Origin of the sequence: Streptacidiphilus carbonis (assembly GCF_000787775.1) — a bacterium.
Taxonomy (GTDB): Bacteria; Actinomycetota; Actinomycetes; order Streptomycetales; family Streptomycetaceae; genus Streptacidiphilus; species Streptacidiphilus carbonis.
Window position 1 is genome coordinate 109,480 of record NZ_BBPM01000014.1, and the last position, 21,874, is coordinate 131,353.

Sequence of the window (21,874 nt, forward strand, 5' to 3'; positions counted from 1 at the left end):
CCCCCCCCGCCACCGCCGCTCTCTGCGAGAGGGTTGGGACAAGCAGGGGGCCGGCAGCGCCGCCGACGACAGCGGGTCGCCGACCGAGCAGCTGCGGGTGACGCTGCAGCAGTACCGCTCGATACTGAACCGTCTGCTCGACGCCTGAGCGCCGGGTTTCCGACTGCGGCTGGTGCGTGGTCGGCCGCGCGGTTCCCCGTGCCCCTGGGGACAGGGGCACGGGGAACCGCGCGGCCGACCACGTCCCGCGGCTTCAGACCCTCGGCACCCGCGTCGCCGTGTCCAGGAAGAACGCGTCGATGCTCCGCACCGTCTCGGCGAAGGCGTCGAGGGTGACCGGCTTGGTGATGAAGGCGTTGGCGTGGCCCCGGTAGGCCTCCGCGACGTCCTCCGGTGCGCTGGAAGTGCTCAGCACCACCACCGGGATGACCTTGAGCCGCTCGTCGGTCTTCAGCACCGCCAGCAGTTCGCGTCCGTTCATCCTCGGCATGTTGAGGTCCAGCACGATCAGGTCGGGACGGTCGGTCCCCGGCGCGCGCAGGTGCTCCAGCGCGGCGATGCCGTCGACCGCCTTGTGCAGGATCCGGGCGGTCCCGTGCTCCAGCAGCGCCTCCTCGATCAGCATCGCGTCGGCGGCGTCGTCCTCGACCAGCAGGATGTCGCACCTGCGCGCGCCGGCAGCCAGTGCGGCCCCGGTCACTGGTCCCCGTCCCGGACCGTGGGGCGGGTGGCGGTACGGGTGGCGGGGCCGTGCGGGTGCCGGGCCGGTGCGACCAGTCCGGGCCAGCGCCGTCGCGCTCCCTGACGGCTCATATTGCAGACCTGCCCGAGCTGGGGGTATCCCGCACCGACCTCGACGGCGTGTTCCGCCGCCCGGTCGACCTGCCGTTCCACCGCCCGCTGCAGGTGCACCAGCGCGTGAAGGTGCGCCAGCGCATCGCCCTCCTCCGCGCCGCCGGGCAGCACCGCCGGGTCGCCGAGCGGGCGGAAGGCACGTCTGGCCAGCCGATCGGCCAGATCGGCGACCGTGGCGTCGGCGACGGCCGCGATCTCGGCTTCGGTGAGGACGAGGGCGAAGTGGGTGCCGGGCATGCGGCTCAGGGTATGCCCTGGCCCGATCCCGCGACAACATCTGTTGTCCAGGTGCCGCCGGTCGTTCAGAGCGCCGGGTTTGGACCGGCCGCATCAGGACAGCCGCACCAGTGAGGACAGACGCACCACACGACGGAGGTTCGACCATGGGTATCGGCGGCTGCATCATCGTGTTCGCCCTGGGGGCGATCCTGACCTTCGGCGTGAACTGGCATATCAGCGGGATGAACATCCATATCGTGGGAGTGATCCTGATGGCCGCCGGGCTGCTCGGCCTGGCCACCTACGCGGGGATCTACCGCCGCCGCTTCGGCGGCCGCCCCGGCGCCCAGCAGGAGATCGTCGAGGAGCGCCGCTACTACGACGGCCCGTGATCTGACGCTCTGTCAATCAACAACGTGGCATGGTAGGCATCTCCTTGTCTGACATACCGTCAGTTTCGGAGGTGCGTGCCCATGACCATCACCACTCTGCGCTTCAACCAGGTCACCCCCGGCCTGGACCCCCGCGACCTCTCCGCCCGCTACCGGGCCACCGTGGAGATGTCCGCCTTCGCCGACGAGGCCGGGTTCGACCTGGTCACCCTGGAGGAGCACCACGGCGCCGACGACGGCTGGAGCCCCTCGCCGCTGCTCACCGCGGCCGCCGTGCTCGGCCGCACCGAGCGGCTGGGGGTGATGCTCTGCGCGCTGATCACACCCCTCCACGATCCGCTCCGGCTGGCCGAGGACATCGCCGTCCTGGACCACATCGGCGGTGCGGGACGGATCACCGTGGTCGCCGGGATCGGCTACCGCCCCGAGGAGTACGCGATGCTCGGCCGGGAGTGGAGCGAGCGCGGGCGGCTCCAGGACGAGGTGCTGGAGACCCTGCTGGCGGCGTGGACCGGCGAGCCGTTCGAGTACCGGGGCCGGACCGTGCGGGTCACCCCGCCGCCGCGGACCAGTCCGCACCCCGGGCTGATGGTAGGCGGCTCCTCCAAGGTCGCCGTCCGCCGCGCGGTACGGCTCGGACTGCCCTTCTTCACCTCGGCCCACTCGCCCGAACTGGTCGCCCACTACGACGAACTGGCCGAGCAGGCGGGCTTCGAGGGCGGTTTCGCGACCCTGCCGCCGGAACGCACCGCGATGATCCACTGCACCGAGGACCCCGACAAGGCGTGGGCCGAGTACGGCGAGTACTTCCTGCACGAGGCCCGCACCTACGCCGACTGGCAGACCTCCGACATCCACTCGGCCATGGCCTCCGCCTCCATCACCGTCGAGCAGCTGCGCGCCGAGGGCATCTACGCCTGCCTCACCCCCGACGAATGCCTCGCCCTGGCCGCCGCCGAGGGTCCGATGGGCAGCCTGCTGCTCCACCCCCTCTGCGGCGGCCTCCCGGTCGACGCCGGATGGGAGAGCCTCCGGCTCTTCCGCGACCGGGTGATGCCGCACCTGGGCGGCTGAGCCCGAGTCGTCCACGGCCCGGGCGGCGGGTCCCGCTAGCGCAGCCCGGCGCCCTCGCGGTAGGCCTCCAGGCGACGGGCCAGCTCCTCCGGGCGGGACAGGGCCACCAGGTGGCCGTCGTCCATCTCGTCGGGGGTGATGCCCAGCCGGTCCCGCACCACGCGGCGCTGGAAGGCGGCGGGGAAGAGGCGGTCCTGGCGGGCCAGCAGGAAGCGGGTGGGGACGTCGGGCCAGCGGTCCAGCGGCCAGGGCTTGGCGAAGGGCGTGTCGGACTGGCCGCGCTGGGGCCGCGCCATCGCCTCGGCGGTGACCTCCGGCGGGACGTCGTGGAAGAAGGTCACCGACAGGTCGAAGTCGGCGCCCGGATCCCGGCCCTCACTGCGGTCCAGCTCCGCCTTGGCCTCGGCCTGGCCGGTGTTGCCCCACCAGTCGCCGGGCGACTCGCCCGGCGCCGGCACCATGGCCGCGAGCAGCACCATCAGCCTTACCGGCAGCCGCCCGCACACCAGCGGCGCGGTGAAGCCGCCCATCGACTGGGCCACCACGACCAGGTCGCCGTCCCGCTCCAGCAGCTCGCCGACCGCAGCCACCACCGCGTCCGCGTACTCCGCGAGCCCGGCCGCGTCATCCTCCACCGGCAGCTCCGGCAGCACCACCCGGTGGCCGCGCGCCTGCAGCAGCGGCGCCACCCGGTGCCAGAACCAGGCGTCGGATGCTGCTCCGGGAATCAGCACATAGGTCGCCATCAGCCGTCTCTCCCTCTGCTCAGCGGTCGTTCCGCCAAGGGCAGACTGCCGGGCCACCCGGAACTCATCGCAACGCCGCGCCCGGAGCCGGCGCCAACTCGTCCGTCCGGACGGCGGGCACCCGCTGACGGCCGCTCACGGGACCGGCTCGGGCTCAGGCTCCGGGTCCGGTTCGGGGCGCTCCGGGAGCCGGTGCGGGATGGCGGCGTAGGCCAGCAGTGCCGCTGCGGCCATCAGCGCGGCGCAGACGCTGACCGCCTGGCGGAAGGCGTGGTCGACCGCGTGGGCGGAGCGGTACTGCTCGCCGGTCAGGCCGACCAGGGCCGGGAGGGCGGCGACGGCGAGCAGGCTGCCGGTGCGGGCGGCGGCGTTGTTGACGCCGCTGGCGATGCCGGCCCGGCGGGTCTCCACCGCGTTGAGGGCGGTCTCCGTGAGCGGGGCCACCAGCAGGGTCATCCCGGCGCCCAGGGCGATCGAGGCGGGCAGGACGTCGGTGACATAGGAGGCGTGTGCTCCGATCCGCAGCATCAGCAGGGCGCCCGAGGCCGCCAGCAGCGGACCGACGGTGAGCGGGATGCGCGGGCCGATGCGCTCGCCGAGCTTGGCCGCGGTGGGCGAGAACAGCAGCATCAGCAGGGTCAGCGGCAGTGTGCCGAGGCCCGCCAGCAGCGGGGAGAACCCGGCGGAGATCTGCAGTTGCAGCACCAGGAAGAAGAGCAGCCCGCCCAACGCCCCGTAGATCAGCACCGTGGCGATGTTCACCACGGTGAACAGCCGGGAGGCGAACAGTCCCAGCGGCAGCATCGGCGCCGCCGCCCGACGCTCGGTCAGGACGAACAGCGTGCCCGCCGCCACGGCCGGAACCGCGGCCACGCCCGCGCCGAGCAGATCGCCCCCGGCGCTGGTGAGCGCCGCCGTGAGCGCGCCCAGCGCCAGCGCGGCCAGCACCGCGCCGCGCAGGTCGAAGCGGCCGGTCGCACTGTCGTCGCGGTTCTCCGGGACGTGCCGCAGCGCCGTCGCCACCACGGCGGCCGCCAGCGGGAGGTTGATCAGGAACACCCAGCGCCAGCCGGGTCCGCCGACCAGCCAGCCGCCGAGGACCGGGCCGACCGCGCCCGCGACGCCGCCCAGCCCGGACCACAGGCCCACCGCCTCGGCCCGGTCGTCCGGGTGGAACACCGCCTGGATCAGCGCCAGCGATCCCGGCGTCAGCAGCGCTCCGCCGACACCCTGCAGGGCCCGCGCCGTGATCAGCACCTGCACGTCCGGCGCCAGGCCGCATGCCGCCGAGCAGACCGCGAACCAGACCACCCCGACCACGAACACCCGGCGCCGGCCGTAGCGGTCGCCCAGCGCCCCGCCCAGCAGGATCAGCCCGGCCAGGGTCAGCAGATAGGCGTTGACCACCCATTGCAGCGAGCCGATGGAGGCGTGCAGGGTGGCGCCGATGTGCGGCAGCGCGACATTGATGGCGGTGCCGTCCAGCATCGCCATGGCCGAGCCGAGCAGTGTCGCGAGCAGCACCCAGCGCCCGGCCGCCCCGGAGAGCCGGACGTCACCTGCCGCGGTACCGGCCTTGAGCACTGCTGATCACCTGCCGGTCGTGGGAGAGTGCCCTGTGATCACGTACGTTACAGCGCCGAAAGGACCTTCTGATGATCAATCATGACCTGTGGGCCGTACAGATCCCGATCCTTGAGAAGATCATCCGCACCGTGCTGGTGTACGCGCTGGTGCTGGTGCTCTTCCGGGTGGCCGGCAAACGCGGACTGGCCAACCTGAACACCTTTGACTTCGTGGTGATGTTCCTGCTCTCCAACGTGGTGCAGAACGCCGTCATCGGAGCCGACAACAGCCTGCTCGGCGGGGTGATCGGGGCGGTCACCCTGGTCGCCGTCAACGCGGCGATGAACCGCTGGGCGGCCTCCGACCCGCGGGCCGAGCGGCTGCTGGAGGGCACCGCCACCACGCTGATCACCGACGGCTCCTTCGTTCCGGGCGCACTGCGCCGGCTGGCCCTGCGCACCAGCGAGATCGAGCACGCGGTGCGGGTGCAGAACGGCGACAGCGTCGAGGAGGTCGCGGACGCGCGACTGGAGCCGGGCGGCCAGCTGATCGTGACCCTCAAGGAGACGGACCAGACCGCCACCCACGGCGATGTGGTGGCCATCCAGGCCAGGCTGGCGGCGATCGAGGAACTGCTGACTGCCCTTGCAGCCAAGGACCGCAAGCACCTCTGACGCCCTGACACCACCGGAGTCGTCGCTCAACCGTATGGATTCAGGACATTATTTCGGACCGTGTGACCGGATCCGAGCCATCGCCCCCTCCCGAACCGCGACCGGACTCCGCAGCTCAGCCCCGGTAACACCGGATCGCACTGTTCCGCTTGCCCGCAATTGCCCTCCCGGACGGTGTTCCCTGGCGCCCGCCGATGCGCTAATGCCGCGTGGTTATGCTCTGCCGGACTTTGATCACCCATCAGGGGATCGCCCATCGGGACCAAGGACGGCGGACACCGTGCAGAACACCGGAACGCTCATCGCCGAACCACTCATGTCCGGGGTGATCTCCTACGAGACCCCGCAGGTCGCCGACGACTACTGCCGTTGGGACGACGCCGGCAGCTGGCTGCTCGGCTACCCGTTCATCCCGGTGGCGCTGGGCCTGGACGACATGCCGGGCGCGCACCTGGTGGACCTCGGCTGCGGACCCGGCGAGCTCACCCGCTGGATCGCCGGCCGCCACCCGGTGCGCACCACCGCCGTCGACGCCTCGGCGGCCATGCTCGAACTGGCCCGCGCCCAGCACCCGCACCCGGCCGTCGACTACCGGCTCAGCGTCGGCGACGCGATGCCGTTCCTCGCCGACGCCAGTGCCGACGCGGCGATGGCCTCCTTCCTCTTCACCTGCATAGACGACCGGCTGCTGATGCAGCGGCTGGTGGACGAGGTCGCCCGGGTGCTGCGCCCCGGCGGGCGCTTCACCATCCTGATGCCCAACCCGGACCAGGCCCATGACGCGGCCTTCGAGGGCTTCCACCGCGGCGAGCCGGGCGTCCGCTACCGCTCCGGTGACACGATGCCGATCCGGGTCCGCCGCGAGGACGGCAGCTGGGCCGCGGTCACCAACACCTACTGGCCCCGGGAGACCTTCCACGAGGTGCTCGGCGCGGCCGGCTTCGGCGGCTTCACCGAGCTGACCCCGCTGCTCGCCGACGCCCCCGGTGTCGCGGACCCGGCCCTGATCGCCTCCCGCCCCTGGACCGCCGAACGAGAGAGACCCCCCTTCATGCTCCTCACCGCCGTCCGCTGAATCCGCCGGGTCCGCCGGGTCCGCCGGGCGAACGGATGGCACAATCGCCGCCATGGGGACGACAGCGGACCAGCCGATGGCAGCGGAGCCGATGGACCAGCCGGCCGACGAGTGGCAGGCGGACCTGCTCGACCTCGACGCCTACCTCGAACGCATCGGCCACACCGGTGGCCTGGCGCCCGACGCCGCCACGCTCACCGCCCTGCACCGGGCGCACGTGGCGACCATCCCGTTCGAGAACCTCGCGCTGATGCTGGACCGCCCGGTCCGCACCGACCTGGGCAGCGTCCAGGACAAGCTGGTGCACCAGGGCCGCGGCGGCTACTGCTACGAGCAGAACACCCTCTTCGGGGCGGTGCTGCAGCGCCTGGGCTTCCGGCTGGACCGGCTGCTGGCCCGGGTCGGCTCCGACCAGGAGCCGTTGCGCCCGCGCACCCACATGGTGCTCTCGGTCGAGGTCGGCGGACGCCGGATGCTCGCCGACACCGGCTTCGGCAACGGACTGCTGGAGCCGATCCCGCTGGAACCGGACGGCCCGCAGCAGCAGGGCGTGTGGACCTACCGGACCCAGGGACCCGACGCGACCGGCGTCCGCCGCTTCCAGGAGCTCAGCGGCGGCGAGTGGCAGACCCGCTACCGCTTCACCGACGAACCGCAGCACGCGGTGGACGTGGTGATGTCCAACCACTACACCACCACTTGGCCCAGCTCCCCGTTCCTGCAGCGACCGATCCTGATCCGCCGCGAGGCCGGCGCCGGCCGGGAGCTGATCGGCCGCCAGTTCTCCGTGGTGGTCCCCGGCCGCCCCACCGAGACGATCCAGCTCCAGGACGGCGCCTTCCTCACCGCCCTGCGGGACACCTACGGCCTCGACCTCACCCCCGAGGAGCAGACCCTCCTCACGGCCCGACTGACACCGCCCCAGTAGCCCCAGTGGCCCCAGTAGCCCCGGCGGACTCGGCGGCTCCGGCGGCCCGCGCCCCGGCCGGCCGCCTCAGGGTGCGGCCCGCCGCGGGCTGACCGGACCCGGTACAGTGGTGGTATGCATCCGTCGTCCTGTCGCCTGAGCTGGTGGCGCTCCTCCTAGGAGCGGCCACTCCCCACGCACGCACGACGAGAGGGCCGTTCGCGAGGACGGCCCTTCTGCATGCCCCGGCTGGCTCCGCGCCGGGTGGAGGCCCCCGTCCGCAGCCGGACGGACCACGCCACCACCCCGCCCGCACCACAGCCAGGAGGCCTCCCGTGAACACCACCGCAACCGCCACCCGCGTCCTCACCGGCGACCGCCCCACCGGTCCGCTGCACCTCGGCCACTACTTCGGCACCCTGCAGAACCGGGTCCGGCTGCAGCAGCAGGGCGCCGAGCTGATGCTGGTGATCGCCGACTACCAGGTGCTGACCGACCGGGACGTCGCCGAGCGGCTCGGCGAACATGTCGAAGGCCTGGTGCTGGACTACCTCGCCGTCGGCGTCGATCCGGACCTCAGCACGATCTTCACCCACAGCGCCGTTCCCGCCCTGAACCAGTTGCTGCTCCCCTTCCTCAGCCTGGTCTCGGTCGCCGAACTGGGCCGCAATCCCACCGTCAAGGACGAGATCGCCCAGTCCCGGCAGTCCGCGGTCAGCGGCCTGATGTTCACCTACCCCGCGCACCAGGCCGCCGACATCCTGTTCTGCAAGGCCGGGCTGGTTCCGGTGGGACAGGACCAGGTGCCGCATCTGGAGATCACGCGCACCATCGCCCGCCGCTTCAACGACCGCTACGGGCGGGTGTTCCCGGTCCCGGAGGCACTGCTCTCCCCGGCGCCGCTGCTGCTGGGAACGGACGGGAACAAGATGAGCAAGAGCCGCGGCAACGCCATCGCGCTACGGGCGTCCGCCGACGAGACCGCCCGGCTGATCCGCGGCGCGAAGACCGACGCGGAACGGCGGATCAGCTACGACCCGGCGAACCGCCCCGAGGTCTCCAGCCTGTTGCTGCTGGCAGGCCTCTGCCTGGACCGTGATCCGGCCGAGGTGGCCGACGAGATCGGCGACGGCGGCGCGGCGGCGCTGAAGCGGGTGGTGACCGCGGCGGTCAACGACTACTTCGCCCCGGCCAGGGCGAGGCGGGCGGAGCTCGCCGGGGATCTCGGGGAGGTGCGGCGGATCCTGCACGAGGGCAACGCCCGCGCCAACGCCGTGGCCGACCGGACCCTGGCGGAGGTCCGGGAGGCGATGGGGGGACTCGTGGCGGCGGCGTAGCAGGGCTGCGCAGTTCCCCGCGCCCCTGGGCAACCGCAACCGACCCACTGCGGTTCAGTTGCAACCCCCAGGGGGGAACTGCGCGACAAACCAGGCACACGCCGCAGCTAACGCCCCACCGCGTACCCCTGCATACCCCGGGGGTTGGCCGCTGCTGAAAGCACCCCCGTGCGCGGGTCCCGCGCCACCGTGCACAGGCGGCCCTCGGACCACGCGTCCCCGACGGTGACCAGGTGGCCGCGGCGCCGCAGTTCGGCGAACGCCGCCTCGCCCGCGCGGGACTCGACCGTGACACTGCCGGGTTCGGTGGTCCTGGGGTGGAAAGAGCTGGGGAAGCTGTCCGTGTGCCAGTTGGGCTCGTCGATCGCGGCCTGCAGGGTGAGCCCGCCCAGGGCCACGGCCAGGAAGAAGTGCAGCGACCACTGGTCCTGCTGGTCGCCGCCCGGGGTGCCGAAGGCGAGCACCGGCTCGCCTTCCCGCCTCGCCAGCGACGGCGACAACGTGGTGCGCGGACGGCGGCCCGGGGTCAGCGAGTTGGGCAGGCCCGGCTGCAGCCAGGTCATCTGCAGCCGGGTTCCCAGCGGGAAGCCCAGGGCGGGGATGACCGGGTTGGACTGCAGCCAGCCCCCGCTGGGGGTGGCCGCGACCATGTTGCCCCAGCGGTCCACCACGTCCAGATGGCAGGTGTCACCCCGGGTCCCGCCGGACGGACGGGTCGTCAGACCGTCGACGGAGACCGTTGGTTCGCCCGTCCCCGGGCCAGCGGACGCGTCGCCGGCCGGCAGTTCCGGCAGCACCGGCTTGCGTCCGCCCGGGCTGCCGGGCCGCAGCTCGTAGGAGGCGGTGTCGCCGATCAACTCCCGCCGCTGGTCGTTGTACTCGCGCGACAGCAGGTCGGAGAGCGGGACGGAGCCTGCGGCGCCGCCGGGCCCCGCGTCGCCGTACCAGGCCTCCCGGTCGGCCATGGCGAGCTTGGTGCCCTCGATCAGGGTGTGCCGGTACTCGGGTGCGTCATAGGCCAACCCGTGAGGCAGCAGGGCGAGTTGCTGCAGGAAGGCCGGGCCCTGGCTCCAGCCGCCGGCCTTGCAGACCTCCCAGCCGTTCCACTCGTGGACCGCGGGCTCCTCGTACCCGGCCCGGTACCCGGCGAGGTCGTCGCCGGTGAGCGTGGAGGCGTGGCGACGGCCCGAACTGTCCAGCGCGGGGCGGGCGGCGGACTCCAGGATCGCCTCGCCGATGAAGCCCTCGCGCCAGATCCGCCGGGCGGCTTCGATCGCGGCCTCCCGGGGCAGTCCGGCGGTCTCGGCGAGCAGTCGGCGCCAGGTCGCGGCCAGGGCGGGATTGCGGAACAGCGCGCCCGGCTGCGGCGCCGGAAGGTAGAGCTCGGCGGAGCCGGTCCACTCGGTCTCGAACAGCTCGCGCACCGTCTCCACGGTCCTGGTCACCTGCGGCAGCAGCGGGTGCCCCCGCTCGGCGTAGCCGATGGCGTAGTCGAGCACCTCGGCCAGGGACTTGGTGCCATGGTCGCGCAGCAACACCATCCAGGCGTCGAAGGCGCCGGGGACGGCGGCCGAGACCGGCCCGGTCCCGGGCACCAGGTCCAGGCCGAGCGACCGGTAGTGATCGACGGTGGCCCCGGCCGGAGCCGGCCCCTGCCCGCACAGCACCTGCACCCGTCCGCCACCGTCCGCGGCGGCGAACACGATCGGCACCTCGCCGCCGGGCCCGTTCAGGTGCGGCTCCACCACATGCAGCACGAACCCGGCCGCCACCGCGGCGTCGAACGCGTTGCCGCCGCCCTCCAGCACCGCCATCGCCGACTGCGAGGCCAGCCAGTGCGTACTGGACACCATGCCGAAGGTGCCCTGCAGAGTCGGTCGGGTGGTGAACATACCGGTGGGGCTCCTTCTGCTCGGATCACGCGGGGGGCAGGCCGTCGACTCCGTTCACAGGGTGTCGAGGTCCAGAGCGAGCGCGAACGCCCCGTCCGTGCCACCGCACACCAGCAGGCCGTCGCCGGTCAGCGCGAGGGCGTCGACGTCCCGGACCAGCGGAACGAACGTCACCCGGCCCTCGGACAGCCGCCAGAGGTGGAGGCGCCGATCGGACCAGGCGACGGCGAGGACCAGCCCCGCCCCGGTGTCGGCCAGGGCCAGCGCGGTGGGCAGCGCATTGCGACGTTCGACGGGTTCGGGCATGGACCTACCCGTACGGGAGTCCCAGAGCCGAACGGTGCCGTCCCCGGCACCCGTCACCACCAGGCACAGGCCGTCCTGGCTCCCGGGCGGCACCAGGCAGGAGATGGCGGTGACCGGAACCCGGTGCGCACGATGGCTGCGCGCGCCGGCGGTCCCCTGCTCCGCGGACCAGAGCTGGAAGCCACCCCCCGCGTCCGCGACCGCCACGTTCCCCCGGTCCGCGGCCACCGCGGTGACCGGGGCCGTTCCACCGGCGAGCACGGCGGCGTTGTGCCGCAGGACGAGGTCGCGAAGGTGGTCCGGGAACGGATCCGCTGCACCGGTGCCGGGGGCGGCCCCAGGAGCGGGTACCAGCTGGAGACGACCCATTGCGTCGACGGCGAGCAGCCGCCGCGCGCCCACGGCGGCGATGTGCACCGGCCGGAAGCCCGGTCCGACGGGGCGGCGGGCGACGGGCCGGCCGTCGGCCGGGTCGTGCTCGTGCAGCCGCCCGATCAGGTCCACGACCAGCAGCGATCCTTGATCGAGCGTCAGTCCCGCGGTACGGAGCTCGGCCCGGGTCCACCGGGCGGTCCACGAGTGCTGCTCCGCACGCGGGCGCAGGTACTCCGCCAGGGGCGGGTCGACGGCCACAGCCGCGGCGTGGAGCACTGCGGCACGCTCGGAGTAGCTGAGTTCGGCCGAGCTGAGCACGGGCCCGGCAGAGGCCCACACGGTACGCAGGCTCCTCGGCACGGCGATCCTGCTGTCGGCGAGAGCGGCTGTTATGGCCGCCGCCGAGCCGTGGGCCAGGTATCCGGGATCCGTGAGCAGGACGGAGCCGGTCCCCTGGCGGACGGCCCGGTCGAGGGCGGTCTCACGGACGGCCGCCGGAGCCTGCTCCCAGTCCCGGACCCCGGCGGTCGCGCGGGGGTCCGTCCGGTCCGGTCCGGTCTCCCAGGGGTCGGGACGCGTGAACGCCGGGGCGCCCTGCGGCAGTGCGAGCACCAGCGGCCGGCCGGGTCCGGGGAACAGCTCGGCCCGTTCGACTTCGACGGCGGCACGGACGCCGGGCAAGGACAGCAGCGGCGCCAGCAGTTCGGCGACGACGGTCCGGGGATCCGCCGCCGGGAGGTCGGCGGGGCCCCGTCCGGCGAGGTGCAGATCCGGAATGATCACGCGGAGCGGGCGGGGGTCGGCCTCGACCCGCTCCAGCAGTTCACCGGGGCCGGTCGGGCCGTAGCCGAGCTGGCGGCCGATCTCCCAGGCCAGCGTCAGGGCGATCTGTCCGCGCGCGGGCACCGTGGCGTGGACGGTGGTGGCCGGGTGGCTGTCGGAGCCTGCCAGCAGCCAGGCGAGCAGTCGGCTCTTGCCGGTGCCCCGTCCTCCGGTGACCAGGCACAGCCGCGGGCAGGCCGGATCGTCGCGGGAGGCCCAGTCCAGCAGCGCCGGGGCGAGCCCCGCCGCGGCTCCGTCCAGTACCGGCCAGTCGCCGATCACCGGCCCGAGGGCCTGCGGGGCCGTCACTCCGCCCCTCGGGACTGCTGGGCCGCTGCGGCGCGCAGCCGATCGATCCCCTCACCCCGGGACGCGGCGGTCTCGCCGTAGGGATAGGAGTGCGTGAGCCGCGCCTGCGGGAAACGCTGTGCCAGCCACATGGAGCAGTAGTGGCCCGGCAGGAAGCAGGGCTCCAGGTCGGTGTGAATACCCGTCACCTGCTCGGGTGCTACGCCGGCCCCCTCCAGCGAGGACCACAGCCGCTCCTCCGGGTGCAGCGAGACCGCGCCCGAGGCGGTGAAGATCTTCTTCTTGCCGTTCTCGTCGACGATCTCGAACGCGGCGAAGTTCTCCACTCCGGCGGTGTCCCGTACGTCGTCCAGCACCAGCGGCCACCAGCTCTCCCGGTCGGCGAAGGCCGCCGGGTCGGACTCCTGCAGCCGGCGCCGGAACGTCTCGAAGGCGGCCTGCGCCACTTCGGGGTCCTCGGTCGCACCGATGGTGCCCAGCAGGTCGTCCAGCCCGAGCAGTGCGGCTGCGAACTCCTCCGGGGCGGAACTGACGAAGCGCAGCGGCTCGCGGTACCCCAGCAGCATCGCCAGGACCCGGCCCCCGGCGTCGACGACGATCTCGTAGGCCCGGTCCGATCCGAGCCGGGCCCAGGAGAGCTGGTCGGCCGAGGTCAACGACCGCGAGACCGCCACCGCGTACTCGCGCAGGGCGCTCGGCTCGCTCCCGGCGGTGCGGAAGTACGGCCCGACCTCGACCGGCAGTGCCAGCTCGGCGATCCCCGCGAGCACCGCCGCCTCCGGAGCCGCCGGGTCGCCGGCCGCCGGGTCGGCGCCGAACCTGCGCAGTCCGGCCTCGCCGAACCGGGAGACCAGGGCGGGGTCGAGCGGGCCGCCCCCGAGCCCGGCGCTCACTCGCCGAACGTCCTGACGTACTCCAGCACCATGTACCAGGTGGATTCGGGATTCTGCAGGGCTACCGGGTCCTCGGCGCGCATGACCGCGAGAAGCCGCTCGTCCACCCCCACGCCGAAGTCCTCGTCGTCCTCGTACCCGTTCTCCTCGGCGAATTCGGCGTCGTAGTTGGGGCGCTCGGCCTCGACGCTGTAGAGGAAGTAGAGGAAGGCGTCCAGGCTGCTGTTCAGCAGATAGGGCTCGGCTCCGCTGCCCGGAATGCAGTAGACCGCGCCGCTCGCCGCGTCGACCACCATGGCGTCGTAGGGGATTCCTCCGATGGAGAACCACTCGTCGAAGACGAGGACCGCCGACGGGTGCAGTTCGCGCCCGCGCGGCCAGCCCTTGTCGGCGATCTCGGCGGGAAGGTCCTTGACCGTCTGGAACCATCCGGTGCTCTGGTCCGGCAGGCCGACGTCCCGCAGCAGTTCACGCGTGCGCCCGTGGGAGACCGGGGCGAGTGCGCTCTCCGGTACGGTGACCAGGTCAGCGGCTGGAAAGACCGACTCCATCAGAGCCCGGTCGACGGTCTGCGGCATGCCTCATATCCTATCTGTTCCGGTACAACCACCGTACAGCGGCCAGCCGGTGCCGGTTCAGCGGCCGCCGGGGACGAGTCCGTCCAGGTAGTTGCGCATCGCCTCGTTGCCGGCCGTGCGGGAGCCCTCGGTACTGCCGTACTCGAAGCTGTGCGAGACCTTCATGCCCGAGGGCATGTACTCGCTCATCCACGCACTGCAGTTGACACTGTTCGTGCAGGGAGCTCTTTCCGTGTAGAGCTCCGTCACCCCCTTCGATGTCCCCTGCTGCAGAAAGGGGATCCCCAGCGCGCGCTCGGAGTGGGTGGGGTACTTGCTGCGTCCCACCAGGATGAATCCACCGTCGGCACCGGGCTCGCCGTACCTGACGGCGGCGTAGTTCTTGCTGGTGAACTTCTTTCCCCGGTAGGTCCCGTAGTCGCCGGACTCGTGCCGGGCCAGCTGGGTGGCGGCGGCCAGGTCGGTGCTGCCGGGGGCCACCTGGTCCGAGTGGACCCGGGGACGGGCCTCGCCCTCCTCGATCGCGGGCAGGTTGTACGGGCTGTCCTTGCCGACCGGACGCTGCGGGACCTTGTCGTCCCCGTCCAGGCCCAGGGGCAGCTTGGCCCGCTCCTCGTCGGTGAGCCGCACCGGGCCCTGGGTCGTGAGCCGGTCGACCGACAGGTCGTCGTTCAGCCGGTAGACCGGAGTCTCCCCGATCGTCCCGTGCAGGTCCGCACGGGCCTTGTTGAGCGCGGCCAGCTTGGCCGCGTGCTCGGCCTCGGTCTCGGCGACGTTCTTGGCCACCTGACCGGTCTTCTCCTCGGTGTCCTTCAGGATGCCGTGGTAGGCCTTGGTGAAGTCCTCGGTCAGCCCCTTGCCGACCTTCACCGCCGCGTTCTTGAGGACCTGGCCCATCTCCCCGCTCATGAGAAGTCCAAGCCGGCGAACTTGCCGGCGAACGTCTCGGCGTGGCCCCGGACCGCCTCGGCGTGCTGCCCGAACACCTTGGCGTGCGCCGACAGATCCGCCGGGTGGATCTGGAACCCGTCCCCCGGCCCGCTGCCGGACACACCCAGCATGTCCTCCAGCGCCGAGTAGCTCATCCCCGCCACTGCCTTCTCGACCGTGCCCAGCAGCGGGGTCAGCGCGGCTTCGAGCACCTGCGCGGTGATGTACTGGATGACCATCTGCTTCAGGTACTCCACGGCGAGGTCCGCCGCCTCGACGATCGCCGCCTCGGCCGCCTCGGCCAGCCCGAACGTCACCACCGCGGCCGCCTGGTCGGCGACGAACGAGGCCGCCAGCACCCCCAGGTCCGCGATGCACTCCAGCTTCATCGCGACGATGTAGTCCGCCGCCGCGTCCAGCGCCGTCGCCAGCAGCGAGCAGCCGGTCTGCAGCTCACTCATGTGCCCCTGCGACAGGTGTGCCCACTTCGACACCAGCAGCTCGTACGAGTTGGCCTGGTACGACTCCTTCATCGCGGTCACCGTCGCGGTGGCCTGCTGGTGGGTGGCGTCGATCTCCGCGGCGAAGTCCCTTACATGCGTCGCGAACTGACGTACCGAGTCCTCATTGACCTGCGGCCACTTGATGCCGATGACCTGAAGGAACGTCACCACCGCCCCGGGCAGTTCGATCGCCATTGCCACCCCCCGCACACCGAACGCATCTGACTACAAGACTAGTCATATTGTGTCCGCGTGTTGCAAGCGATCCGCCCACTCCGGCGGCGTGTTGTGCTGCTCAGGCCTGGGGGCCCAGCCGGCGCTTCAGCGGCTCCCGGCCCCTGGGGTGGGAGAGTTCGGGGAGATGGGGCAGCGGGTGCAGGTCGCAGGTCACGGCCTTGTCGGGGGTGACCGTGATCGGTTCGCCGCAGTGCAGCAGGTCCAGGGGCCGACCGCCGAGGAGGGTGTAGGTGGCGCCGGCCGGGGTGATCTCGACCTGGAGGCAGCGGCCGCGGACCTGGAGCCGGAAGGCCAGCCGGGTGAGCCGCTGCGGCAGCCTGGGGGCGAAGGCCAGCTGCCGGCCCTGCAGCCGCATCCCGCCGAGGCCGGCCACCAGCGCCGTCCAGGTCCCGGCCAGGGCGGCGATGTGCAGCCCGTCGCGGGTGTTGTGCTCCAGGTTCTCCAGGTCCATCAGGGCGGCCTCGCCCAGGTAGTCGTAGGCGAGTTCCAGGTGGCCCACCTCGGCGGCCATCACCGACTGGCAGTAGGCGGACAGCGAGGAGTCACGGACCGTCAGCGCCTCGTAGTAGGCGAAGTTGCGTGCCTTCTGACCGGAGTCGAAGGCCTCCCCGCGCAGGTACATCGCCAGCACCAGGTCGGCCTGCTTCACCACCTGCTTGCGGTACAGGTCGAAGTAGGGGAAGTGCAGCAGCAGCGGGTAGTGCTCCGGGTCGGTGTGCTCGAAGTCCCAGGTCTGGTGGCCGGTGAAGTCGGCGGACTGCTCGTGCACCCCGAGGTCCTCGTTGTACGGGACGGCGGTGGCCGCCGCGGCGTCGCGCCAGGCGGCGGTCTCCTCCGCGTCCACGCCGAGGGTGTGCGCCTGCTCCGGGTGCCGCTCGACCGCGTCCGCCGCGGCGCGCAGGTTCGCCTGCGCCATCAGGTTGGTGTAGACGTTGTCGTCGGCGACCGCGCTGTACTCGTCCGGGCCGGTGACCCCGTCGATGTGGAAGGCGCCGGCGCTGTCGTGGTGGCCCAGGGAGCGCCACAGCCGCGCGGTCTCCACCAGCAGCTCCACCCCGACCTCGCGCTCGAAGTCGGGGTCGCCGCTGATCGCGGTGTAGCGGACCACCGCGTCGGCGATGTCGGCGTTGATGTGGAACGCGGCCGTGCCGGCCGGCCAGTAGCCGGACCCCTCGTCGCCGTTGATGGTGCGCCAGGGGAAGGCCGCCCCGGCCAGCCCCAGCAGCCGGGCCCGTTCCCGGGCGGCGTCCAGGGTGGAGTGCCGCCAGCGCAGCGCGTGCGAGACCGCGTCCGGACGGGTGGCCGCGAGCACCGGCAGCACCACGGTCTCGGTGTCCCAGAAGCTGTGCCCGTCGTAGCCGGAACCGGTCAGGCCTTTGGCCCCGAGCGCCCGCTGCTCGGCCCTGGCGCCGGCCTGCAGCACATGGAACAGCGCGAACCGCACCGCCTGCTGGATCTCCGCGTCGCCCTCGACCTCGACGTCGGCGCCCGCCCAGAAGTCGTCCAGGAAGTCCCGCTGCTGCCGCAGCAGCGCGTCCCACCCGGTGCTGCGGGCGCCCGCCATCGCCGCCTCGACCTGGTCCCGCAGCGCCGGCAGCGAGCGCTCCGCCGACCAGCCGTAGGCGACGAACTTCTCCAGCCGCAGCCGCTCCCCGGGCCGCAGCACCGAGGTGACGGCCAGTCGGCTGACGTTCTCGCTGGACTCCGCGAAGCTGGTGGTGCCCTCGGGTCCGTCGATCCGGTGGTCGGCGGTGACGGCCATCTTCAGCGCGCTGCGCAGGGTGGAGTGGGCCAGTGCCAGCCGGGTCCCGGTCGCGTACCCGGCCTCGGGCTGCAGGGTGCGGTCCAGCGCGGCCGAGACCCGCGGGTCGTCCGACTGGGGCGGCACCTCCTCGCCGGCGACCAGCTCGGACTGCACCACGATCCGCGCGTCGCCGTCCAGCGGCTCGACCTCGTAGGCGATGGCGGCGACGGAGCGCTGGCTGAAGGAGACCAGCCGGGTGGAGCTGACCCTGACCGTGCGTCCGGCCGGCGAGGTCCACTCGCAGCTGCGGCGCAGCACCCCGGCCCGCAGGTCGAGCACCCGCTCGTGGTTGCGCAGCACGCCGTAGCGCAGGTCGAAGGGCTCGTCGTCGACCAGCAGCCGGATGATCTTGCCGTTGGTGACGTTGACGAGGGTCTGCCCCGACTCCGGGTTGCCGTAGCCGGCCTCGGCGTAGGGCATGGGATGCAGCTCGTGGAAGCCGTTGAGGTAGCTGCCGGGCAGCCCGTTGGGCTCGCCCTCGTCCAGGTTGCCGCGCCAGCCGATGTGGCCGTTGGAGAGCGCGAACAGCGATTCGCTCTGGGCCAGCAGGTCCAGGTCGAGCTCGGTCTCGCGCAGGGTCCACGGGTCGACCATGTATGCGGGATGCGGAATCATTCAGCCCCTCCAAGCAGTGACTGGCCGCCCGGTGCCCGCCGTCCCTGGGGTTCGTGGGGGTTCGGGGGGTCGCTCCCCGGGAAATCGCAGCACGGGTGGTCCTCCAGCAGTTCGGCGAGGTCCTGCACAACGGTGTCCGCGCCGTGGGCGCGCAGTTCGTCGGCCTGGCCGACCCGGTCCACCCCGACCACGAAGCCGAACCGCCCCGAGCGCCCGGCCTCCATGCCGACCAGGGCGTCCTCGAAGACCGCGGCGGCGCCCGGTTCCACGCCCAGCTCCCTGGCCGCCTCCAGGAAGGTGTCCGGGTGCGGCTTGCCCGGCAGCCCGAGCCGGTCGGCGACGCCGGCGTCCACCCGTACGTCCAGCAGGTCCTCGATGCCCGCCGAGACCAGCACGTCGTGGCAGTTGGCGCTGGACGAGACCACCGCCGTGGCCAGCCCGGCCGCGCGCACCGCCTTGAGGTAGCGCACCGTTCCCGGGTAGGCCTCGACACCCTCGGTCCGGATCTTCTGCTGCACCAGCAGGTTCTTGCGGGTCCCCAGCCCGTGCACGGTGTCCCGGTCGGGCGGGTCGTCCGCGCCGCCCTCGGGCAGTTCGATGCCGCGCGAGGCCAGGAAGCTGCGGACGCCGTCGGCGCGCGGCCGCCCGTCCACGTACTCGTCGTAGTCCTCGGTCGCGTCGAAGGGTCTGAAGCCGTCCCCGTCGCGCCCGCGCAGGAACTCGTCGAACATCTGCTTCCACGCCGCCGCATGGACGACCGCGGTGCGGGTCAGCACCCCGTCCATGTCGAACAGGCAGGCCGAGACGGTGTCCGGCAGGCCGAGGGCCGCCTTGGTGCCGGGTGAGCTCATGCGGCGCGCATTCCCCGTTCCCGCGATCTTCATGCCCGGACCGGCCGGTCCACGCCCGTTCGGAGGGAACCTCTTACCGTCCCGCCGGATCAGTCGGCCGGCCCCGCGGCCAGCGTCACCGTCCCGCTGTGGCCGGCTCCGGCCGGGTCGGTCCAGCGGAGCGTGACGCGGTCACCGGGGCGGTGGCCGGTGACCATCGCGGTGAGCTCGCCCGGGCCGGGAACGGGCCGCCCGTCGAACGAGGTGATCAGGTCCCCGGCGACCAGGCCCGCCCGCGCCGCCGGGGTTCCGTCGACCACTCCCACCACCAGCGCCCCCGGGGTTCCGAACTGGTCCACGGCGACCTGGAGCCCCAGCATCGCGGTCGGCCCGATGTGGATGCCGCCGACCGCGCGGCCGCCGTCGATGTCGTCCACCACGGTCCGCGCGGTGGCGATCGGCGTGGCGAAGCCCGCGGCGCCGGTGCTGCCGGTGCCGCCACGGAAGCTGAAGCCCTCGGACGCGGCGGTGTCCACCCCGACCACCGATCCCGAGGCGTCCAGCAGCGGACCGCCGGAGTCTCCCGGCTGCACCGCGGCGTCGACCTGGATCATGCCGGTCAGCTGCTCGGACTCGCCGGTCGTGTCGTCCCCCGCGGTGATCGACCGCTGAAGTCCCGTCACCTTCCCCGGCGCGGCAGTCGGCACGCTCCCCTTACCGCCGGCGTTGCCCACCGCGGTGACCGCGTCGCCGACCGCCAGCCCGGACGAGTCCCCGAGCCGCACCGTCGCCAGCCCCGAGGCCCCCTTCAGCTGGAGCACCGCCAGGTCGTGCCCGCGGTCGTAGCCGACGACGGTCGCCGGATAGCTGCGCCCGTCGCCGATGTCCACGGCGGAGATCTCGGTGGCCCCGTTGACGACGTGGTTGTTGGTGAGCACCTCGCCCGTGGGGGTCAGCACCATGCCGGTGGCGGCACCCCGGATCTGCTGGTAGCCGAGGACGACATTGATGTCGACCAGGCCCTTGTCGACCGTGGCGACCTTGATCACGGTGGCTGAGGGAGAGGCCTTGGCCGACCTCGCACCACCCGAGCCGCCGCCGTGGCCGTCCCGGCTGCTCGCCCAGATCGCCGCCACCAGGACGACGACCAGCACCAGCAGCCCCAGGGGCCCGCACCCGCATCCGCGCCCGGGCCCGCGGCGCCCCGTCTCCGTACCGCTCATATCTGAGTTGTGCCCCGTCGGACGGCGGTCGAGCGCGGAATCGCCCGGACGAGTTTCTTTCTCAGGCCGTACGCACCCGGGCCGCCCTGACGTCGCGGTGCCAGAGGACGGCCACGCAGACCGCGACCCAGACGGCCAGCACCACGATCCCCCGGACCAGCCCGTCGTCGTGGAAGTACGCCACACCCTGGACCGCGCGGACCCCGACACCCACCGGCAGCACCGAGGAGAGCGGGTGCAGCCAGGCCGGCAGGAACTCCGGGGGCAGGATGCCGCCGCTGGTGGCGTTGCCGAGGATCAGCAGCAGCACGGACGAGACGCTCACCCCCGCCGGGCCCAGCAGCCGCACCAGCGCCATGGTCGCCCCGCCGACGGCCGCGGCCATCATCGCGGTGAGCCCGGCGACGGCGGGGAAGGGACCGGGCAGCGCGCCGAACACGGAGCCGGCGATGGCGGCGACGACCACTCCGCCGACCGCGCTGAAGAACGCCAGCCCGGCCATCCGCCAGCGGAACTCCAGCCGGGGCGCCACCTGGTAGGTCATGGTGCCGAACAGGAAGCCGGCCAGGACCAGGCCGAACGCGGAGTAGAACACCGACAGGCCCCGGGTGTCGCCGCTCGACGCCGGCAGGACGTCCTGGACGGTGGCGCCGGCCGTCGTCCCGTGCAGGAAGGTGCCCTCCAGCAGCGAGGTCACGGAGGGTCCGTTGGCGCTGCTGTAGAGCAGGACCGGGCTGCCGGCCGGGCCGGACGCCTGGTAGGCCGCGTAGACCTCGCGGTGCTGCACCGCGCTGCGGGCGGAGGCCAGGTCGGGGTAGCTCTGCAGCTCGAAACCGGGGTACTGCCGGCTGGCGGCGCCGACGAGGCCCACCGGCAGCCGGTGCGGCCTGGGCGCGTGGAAGGCGGCGAGGTACACGCTCACGAAGACGGCCCCGATCACCAGGACGACGAGCGCGGGCAGCAGCGCGCCCTTGGCCCCGGTCGCGCCGACGCGCGCGGCGGGGGCGTCCTCGATGTGCTCGTGGTCGCGGTGCTCGTGCTCGTGCGGATGGGGGTGGGGGCGGGCGTGCCGCGCCGTGGTTTCGGCATCATGGTCGGACGCGACTGAGGACACGAGCGGGGCCTTTCGCATGACTGGGTAAATATAAGGTGCCTGTTAATCATATCAGTCGACCATCAGCTGCCTTATAACGTTCTTTTCGAGCCAGGAGACCTCCTCAGGTGATCGACGATCCGTCCACCCGTACCAGCTATCTGGCCTGGCAGTTCGCCCAGGCCGTGGCGCTGCGCCTGGAGCGGGCGCTGCGTCCGCTGGACCTCAGCCTCGCCCAGCACAACGCCCTGGTGCAGGTGGAGCTGACCCCCGGCATCTCCAGCGCCGCGGTGGCCCGGCGGGCCGGGATGACCGCGCAGTCCATGGGCACCGCCGTCAACGGCCTGATCGAACGGGGACTGCTCGAACGCCGGGCGCACCCCACCAGCCGCAGGGTGATGCAGCTGCATCCGACCGGCGCGGGGACGGCCCTGGTCCAGCTCTCCCAGGCGGCCATCGAGGAGTCCAACGCGAACCTCTTCGAGGCGCTGTCAGAGGAGGACGAGGCCGTGCTCGCCGGACTGCTGCGACGACTGGTCCGGCACACCAACCCGGACGCCCTGGACCTGGGCGGCTCACGCCCGGACTGAGACGGTCCCGGGCGACGCGTCAGGATTGC

General features: G+C 72.5%; 21 protein-coding genes. 7 read left to right on the forward strand and 14 right to left on the reverse strand.

Features of this window, described 5'->3' with window-relative positions:
• Positions 1 to 253 precede the first annotated feature (253 nt).
• Positions 254 to 700, reverse strand: a complete 447-nt coding sequence (locus TR46_RS44220) for a response regulator (RefSeq protein ID WP_236655323.1) — start codon at positions 698 to 700, stop codon at positions 254 to 256.
• A complete protein-coding gene (locus TR46_RS44225; RefSeq protein WP_052432769.1) occupies positions 697 to 1,092 on the reverse strand; it encodes a hypothetical protein in 396 nt (131 codons plus the stop codon). The genes TR46_RS44220 and TR46_RS44225 overlap by 4 nt, the downstream gene beginning before the upstream one ends.
• A 146-nt stretch (positions 1,093 to 1,238) precedes the next feature.
• On the opposite strand from TR46_RS44225, the gene TR46_RS13595 reads away from it, so the two are divergent.
• Together TR46_RS13595 and TR46_RS13600 are read left to right on the forward strand one after the other, a co-directional pair.
• Positions 1,239 to 1,466, forward strand: coding sequence for a hypothetical protein (locus TR46_RS13595; protein ID WP_042399276.1), 228 nt, complete (start codon positions 1,239 to 1,241; stop codon positions 1,464 to 1,466).
• Positions 1,467 to 1,547: 81 nt separating this feature from the next.
• Positions 1,548 to 2,540 (forward strand): LLM class flavin-dependent oxidoreductase, encoded by a 993-nt coding sequence (locus tag TR46_RS13600; RefSeq protein ID WP_042399278.1) that lies wholly within the window; start codon positions 1,548 to 1,550, stop codon positions 2,538 to 2,540.
• Positions 2,541 to 2,575: 35 nt separating this feature from the next.
• On the opposite strand, the gene TR46_RS13605 is transcribed toward TR46_RS13600, so the two are convergent.
• Together TR46_RS13605 and TR46_RS13610 are read right to left on the reverse strand one after the other, a co-directional pair.
• Positions 2,576 to 3,286: an alpha/beta fold hydrolase gene (locus TR46_RS13605; protein ID WP_042399280.1), complete on the reverse strand. Its 711-nt coding sequence runs from the start codon at positions 3,284 to 3,286 to the stop codon at positions 2,576 to 2,578.
• Between the two features lie 135 nt (positions 3,287 to 3,421).
• Positions 3,422 to 4,870, reverse strand: a complete 1,449-nt coding sequence (locus TR46_RS13610) for an MFS transporter (RefSeq protein ID WP_042399281.1) — start codon at positions 4,868 to 4,870, stop codon at positions 3,422 to 3,424.
• A 71-nt stretch (positions 4,871 to 4,941) separates the two neighbouring features.
• On the opposite strand from TR46_RS13610, the gene TR46_RS13615 reads away from it, so the two are divergent.
• From TR46_RS13615 to trpS, 4 genes are all read left to right on the forward strand, one after another.
• Positions 4,942 to 5,526: a DUF421 domain-containing protein gene (locus tag TR46_RS13615; protein WP_369405989.1), complete on the forward strand. Its 585-nt coding sequence runs from the start codon at positions 4,942 to 4,944 to the stop codon at positions 5,524 to 5,526.
• A 280-nt stretch (positions 5,527 to 5,806) separates the two neighbouring features.
• Positions 5,807 to 6,601, forward strand: a complete 795-nt coding sequence (locus tag TR46_RS13620) for a class I SAM-dependent methyltransferase (RefSeq protein WP_042399283.1) — start codon at positions 5,807 to 5,809, stop codon at positions 6,599 to 6,601.
• Between the two features lie 52 nt (positions 6,602 to 6,653).
• Positions 6,654 to 7,529: an arylamine N-acetyltransferase family protein gene (locus tag TR46_RS13625; protein WP_084718435.1), complete on the forward strand. Its 876-nt coding sequence runs from the start codon at positions 6,654 to 6,656 to the stop codon at positions 7,527 to 7,529.
• Positions 7,530 to 7,843: 314 nt separating this feature from the next.
• Positions 7,844 to 8,845 (forward strand): tryptophan--tRNA ligase, encoded by a 1,002-nt coding sequence (gene trpS, locus TR46_RS13630; protein WP_084718437.1) that lies wholly within the window; start codon positions 7,844 to 7,846, stop codon positions 8,843 to 8,845.
• 107 nt (positions 8,846 to 8,952) lie between these two features.
• Here trpS and TR46_RS13635 read toward each other — a convergent pair whose 3' ends face one another.
• From TR46_RS13635 to TR46_RS13680, 10 genes are all read right to left on the reverse strand, one after another.
• Positions 8,953 to 10,737: a gamma-glutamyltransferase family protein gene (locus tag TR46_RS13635; RefSeq protein WP_042399289.1), complete on the reverse strand. Its 1,785-nt coding sequence runs from the start codon at positions 10,735 to 10,737 to the stop codon at positions 8,953 to 8,955.
• Positions 10,738 to 10,791: 54 nt separating this feature from the next.
• Positions 10,792 to 12,549: a PQQ-binding-like beta-propeller repeat protein gene (locus tag TR46_RS13640; protein ID WP_052432770.1), complete on the reverse strand. Its 1,758-nt coding sequence runs from the start codon at positions 12,547 to 12,549 to the stop codon at positions 10,792 to 10,794.
• Entirely contained in the window at positions 12,546 to 13,442 is an 897-nt protein-coding gene (locus TR46_RS41025; protein WP_042399292.1) for a nucleic acid/nucleotide deaminase domain-containing protein, read from the reverse strand. The genes TR46_RS13640 and TR46_RS41025 overlap by 4 nt, the downstream gene beginning before the upstream one ends.
• The gene (locus tag TR46_RS37875) at positions 13,439 to 14,020 is read right to left on the reverse strand and encodes an SUKH-4 family immunity protein (protein ID WP_052432771.1); all 582 of its coding nucleotides are present in this window, start codon (positions 14,018 to 14,020) and stop codon (positions 13,439 to 13,441) included. Before TR46_RS37875 ends, TR46_RS41025 begins: the two co-directional genes overlap by 4 nt.
• Before the next feature lie 57 nt (positions 14,021 to 14,077).
• A complete protein-coding gene (locus tag TR46_RS13655) occupies positions 14,078 to 14,929 on the reverse strand; it encodes a nucleic acid/nucleotide deaminase domain-containing protein (RefSeq protein WP_152626455.1) in 852 nt (283 codons plus the stop codon).
• Entirely contained in the window at positions 14,926 to 15,648 is a 723-nt protein-coding gene (locus tag TR46_RS13660; RefSeq protein WP_042399298.1) for a WXG100-like domain-containing protein, read from the reverse strand. The genes TR46_RS13655 and TR46_RS13660 overlap by 4 nt, the downstream gene beginning before the upstream one ends.
• Positions 15,649 to 15,748: 100 nt before the next feature.
• On the reverse strand, positions 15,749 to 18,109 hold the full coding sequence (locus TR46_RS13665) for a glycoside hydrolase family 65 protein (protein WP_042399302.1): 2,361 nt from the start codon (positions 18,107 to 18,109) through the stop codon (positions 15,749 to 15,751).
• Positions 18,106 to 18,960 (reverse strand): HAD family hydrolase, encoded by an 855-nt coding sequence (locus tag TR46_RS13670; protein WP_084718439.1) that lies wholly within the window; start codon positions 18,958 to 18,960, stop codon positions 18,106 to 18,108. Before TR46_RS13670 ends, TR46_RS13665 begins: the two co-directional genes overlap by 4 nt.
• 89 nt (positions 18,961 to 19,049) lie before the next feature.
• A complete protein-coding gene (locus TR46_RS13675) occupies positions 19,050 to 20,162 on the reverse strand; it encodes a S1C family serine protease (protein WP_084718441.1) in 1,113 nt (370 codons plus the stop codon).
• 61 nt (positions 20,163 to 20,223) lie between these two features.
• Positions 20,224 to 21,276 carry an ABC transporter permease gene (locus TR46_RS13680; protein ID WP_236655324.1) on the reverse strand — a complete coding sequence of 351 codons (1,053 nt, stop codon included), beginning with the start codon at positions 21,274 to 21,276 and terminating at the stop codon, positions 20,224 to 20,226.
• 107 nt (positions 21,277 to 21,383) lie between these two features.
• Here TR46_RS13680 and TR46_RS13685 point away from each other — a divergent pair, with 107 nt between their 5' ends.
• Positions 21,384 to 21,845 carry a MarR family winged helix-turn-helix transcriptional regulator gene (locus TR46_RS13685; RefSeq protein ID WP_052432773.1) on the forward strand — a complete coding sequence of 154 codons (462 nt, stop codon included), beginning with the start codon at positions 21,384 to 21,386 and terminating at the stop codon, positions 21,843 to 21,845.
• Positions 21,846 to 21,874: the final 29 nt, after the last annotated feature.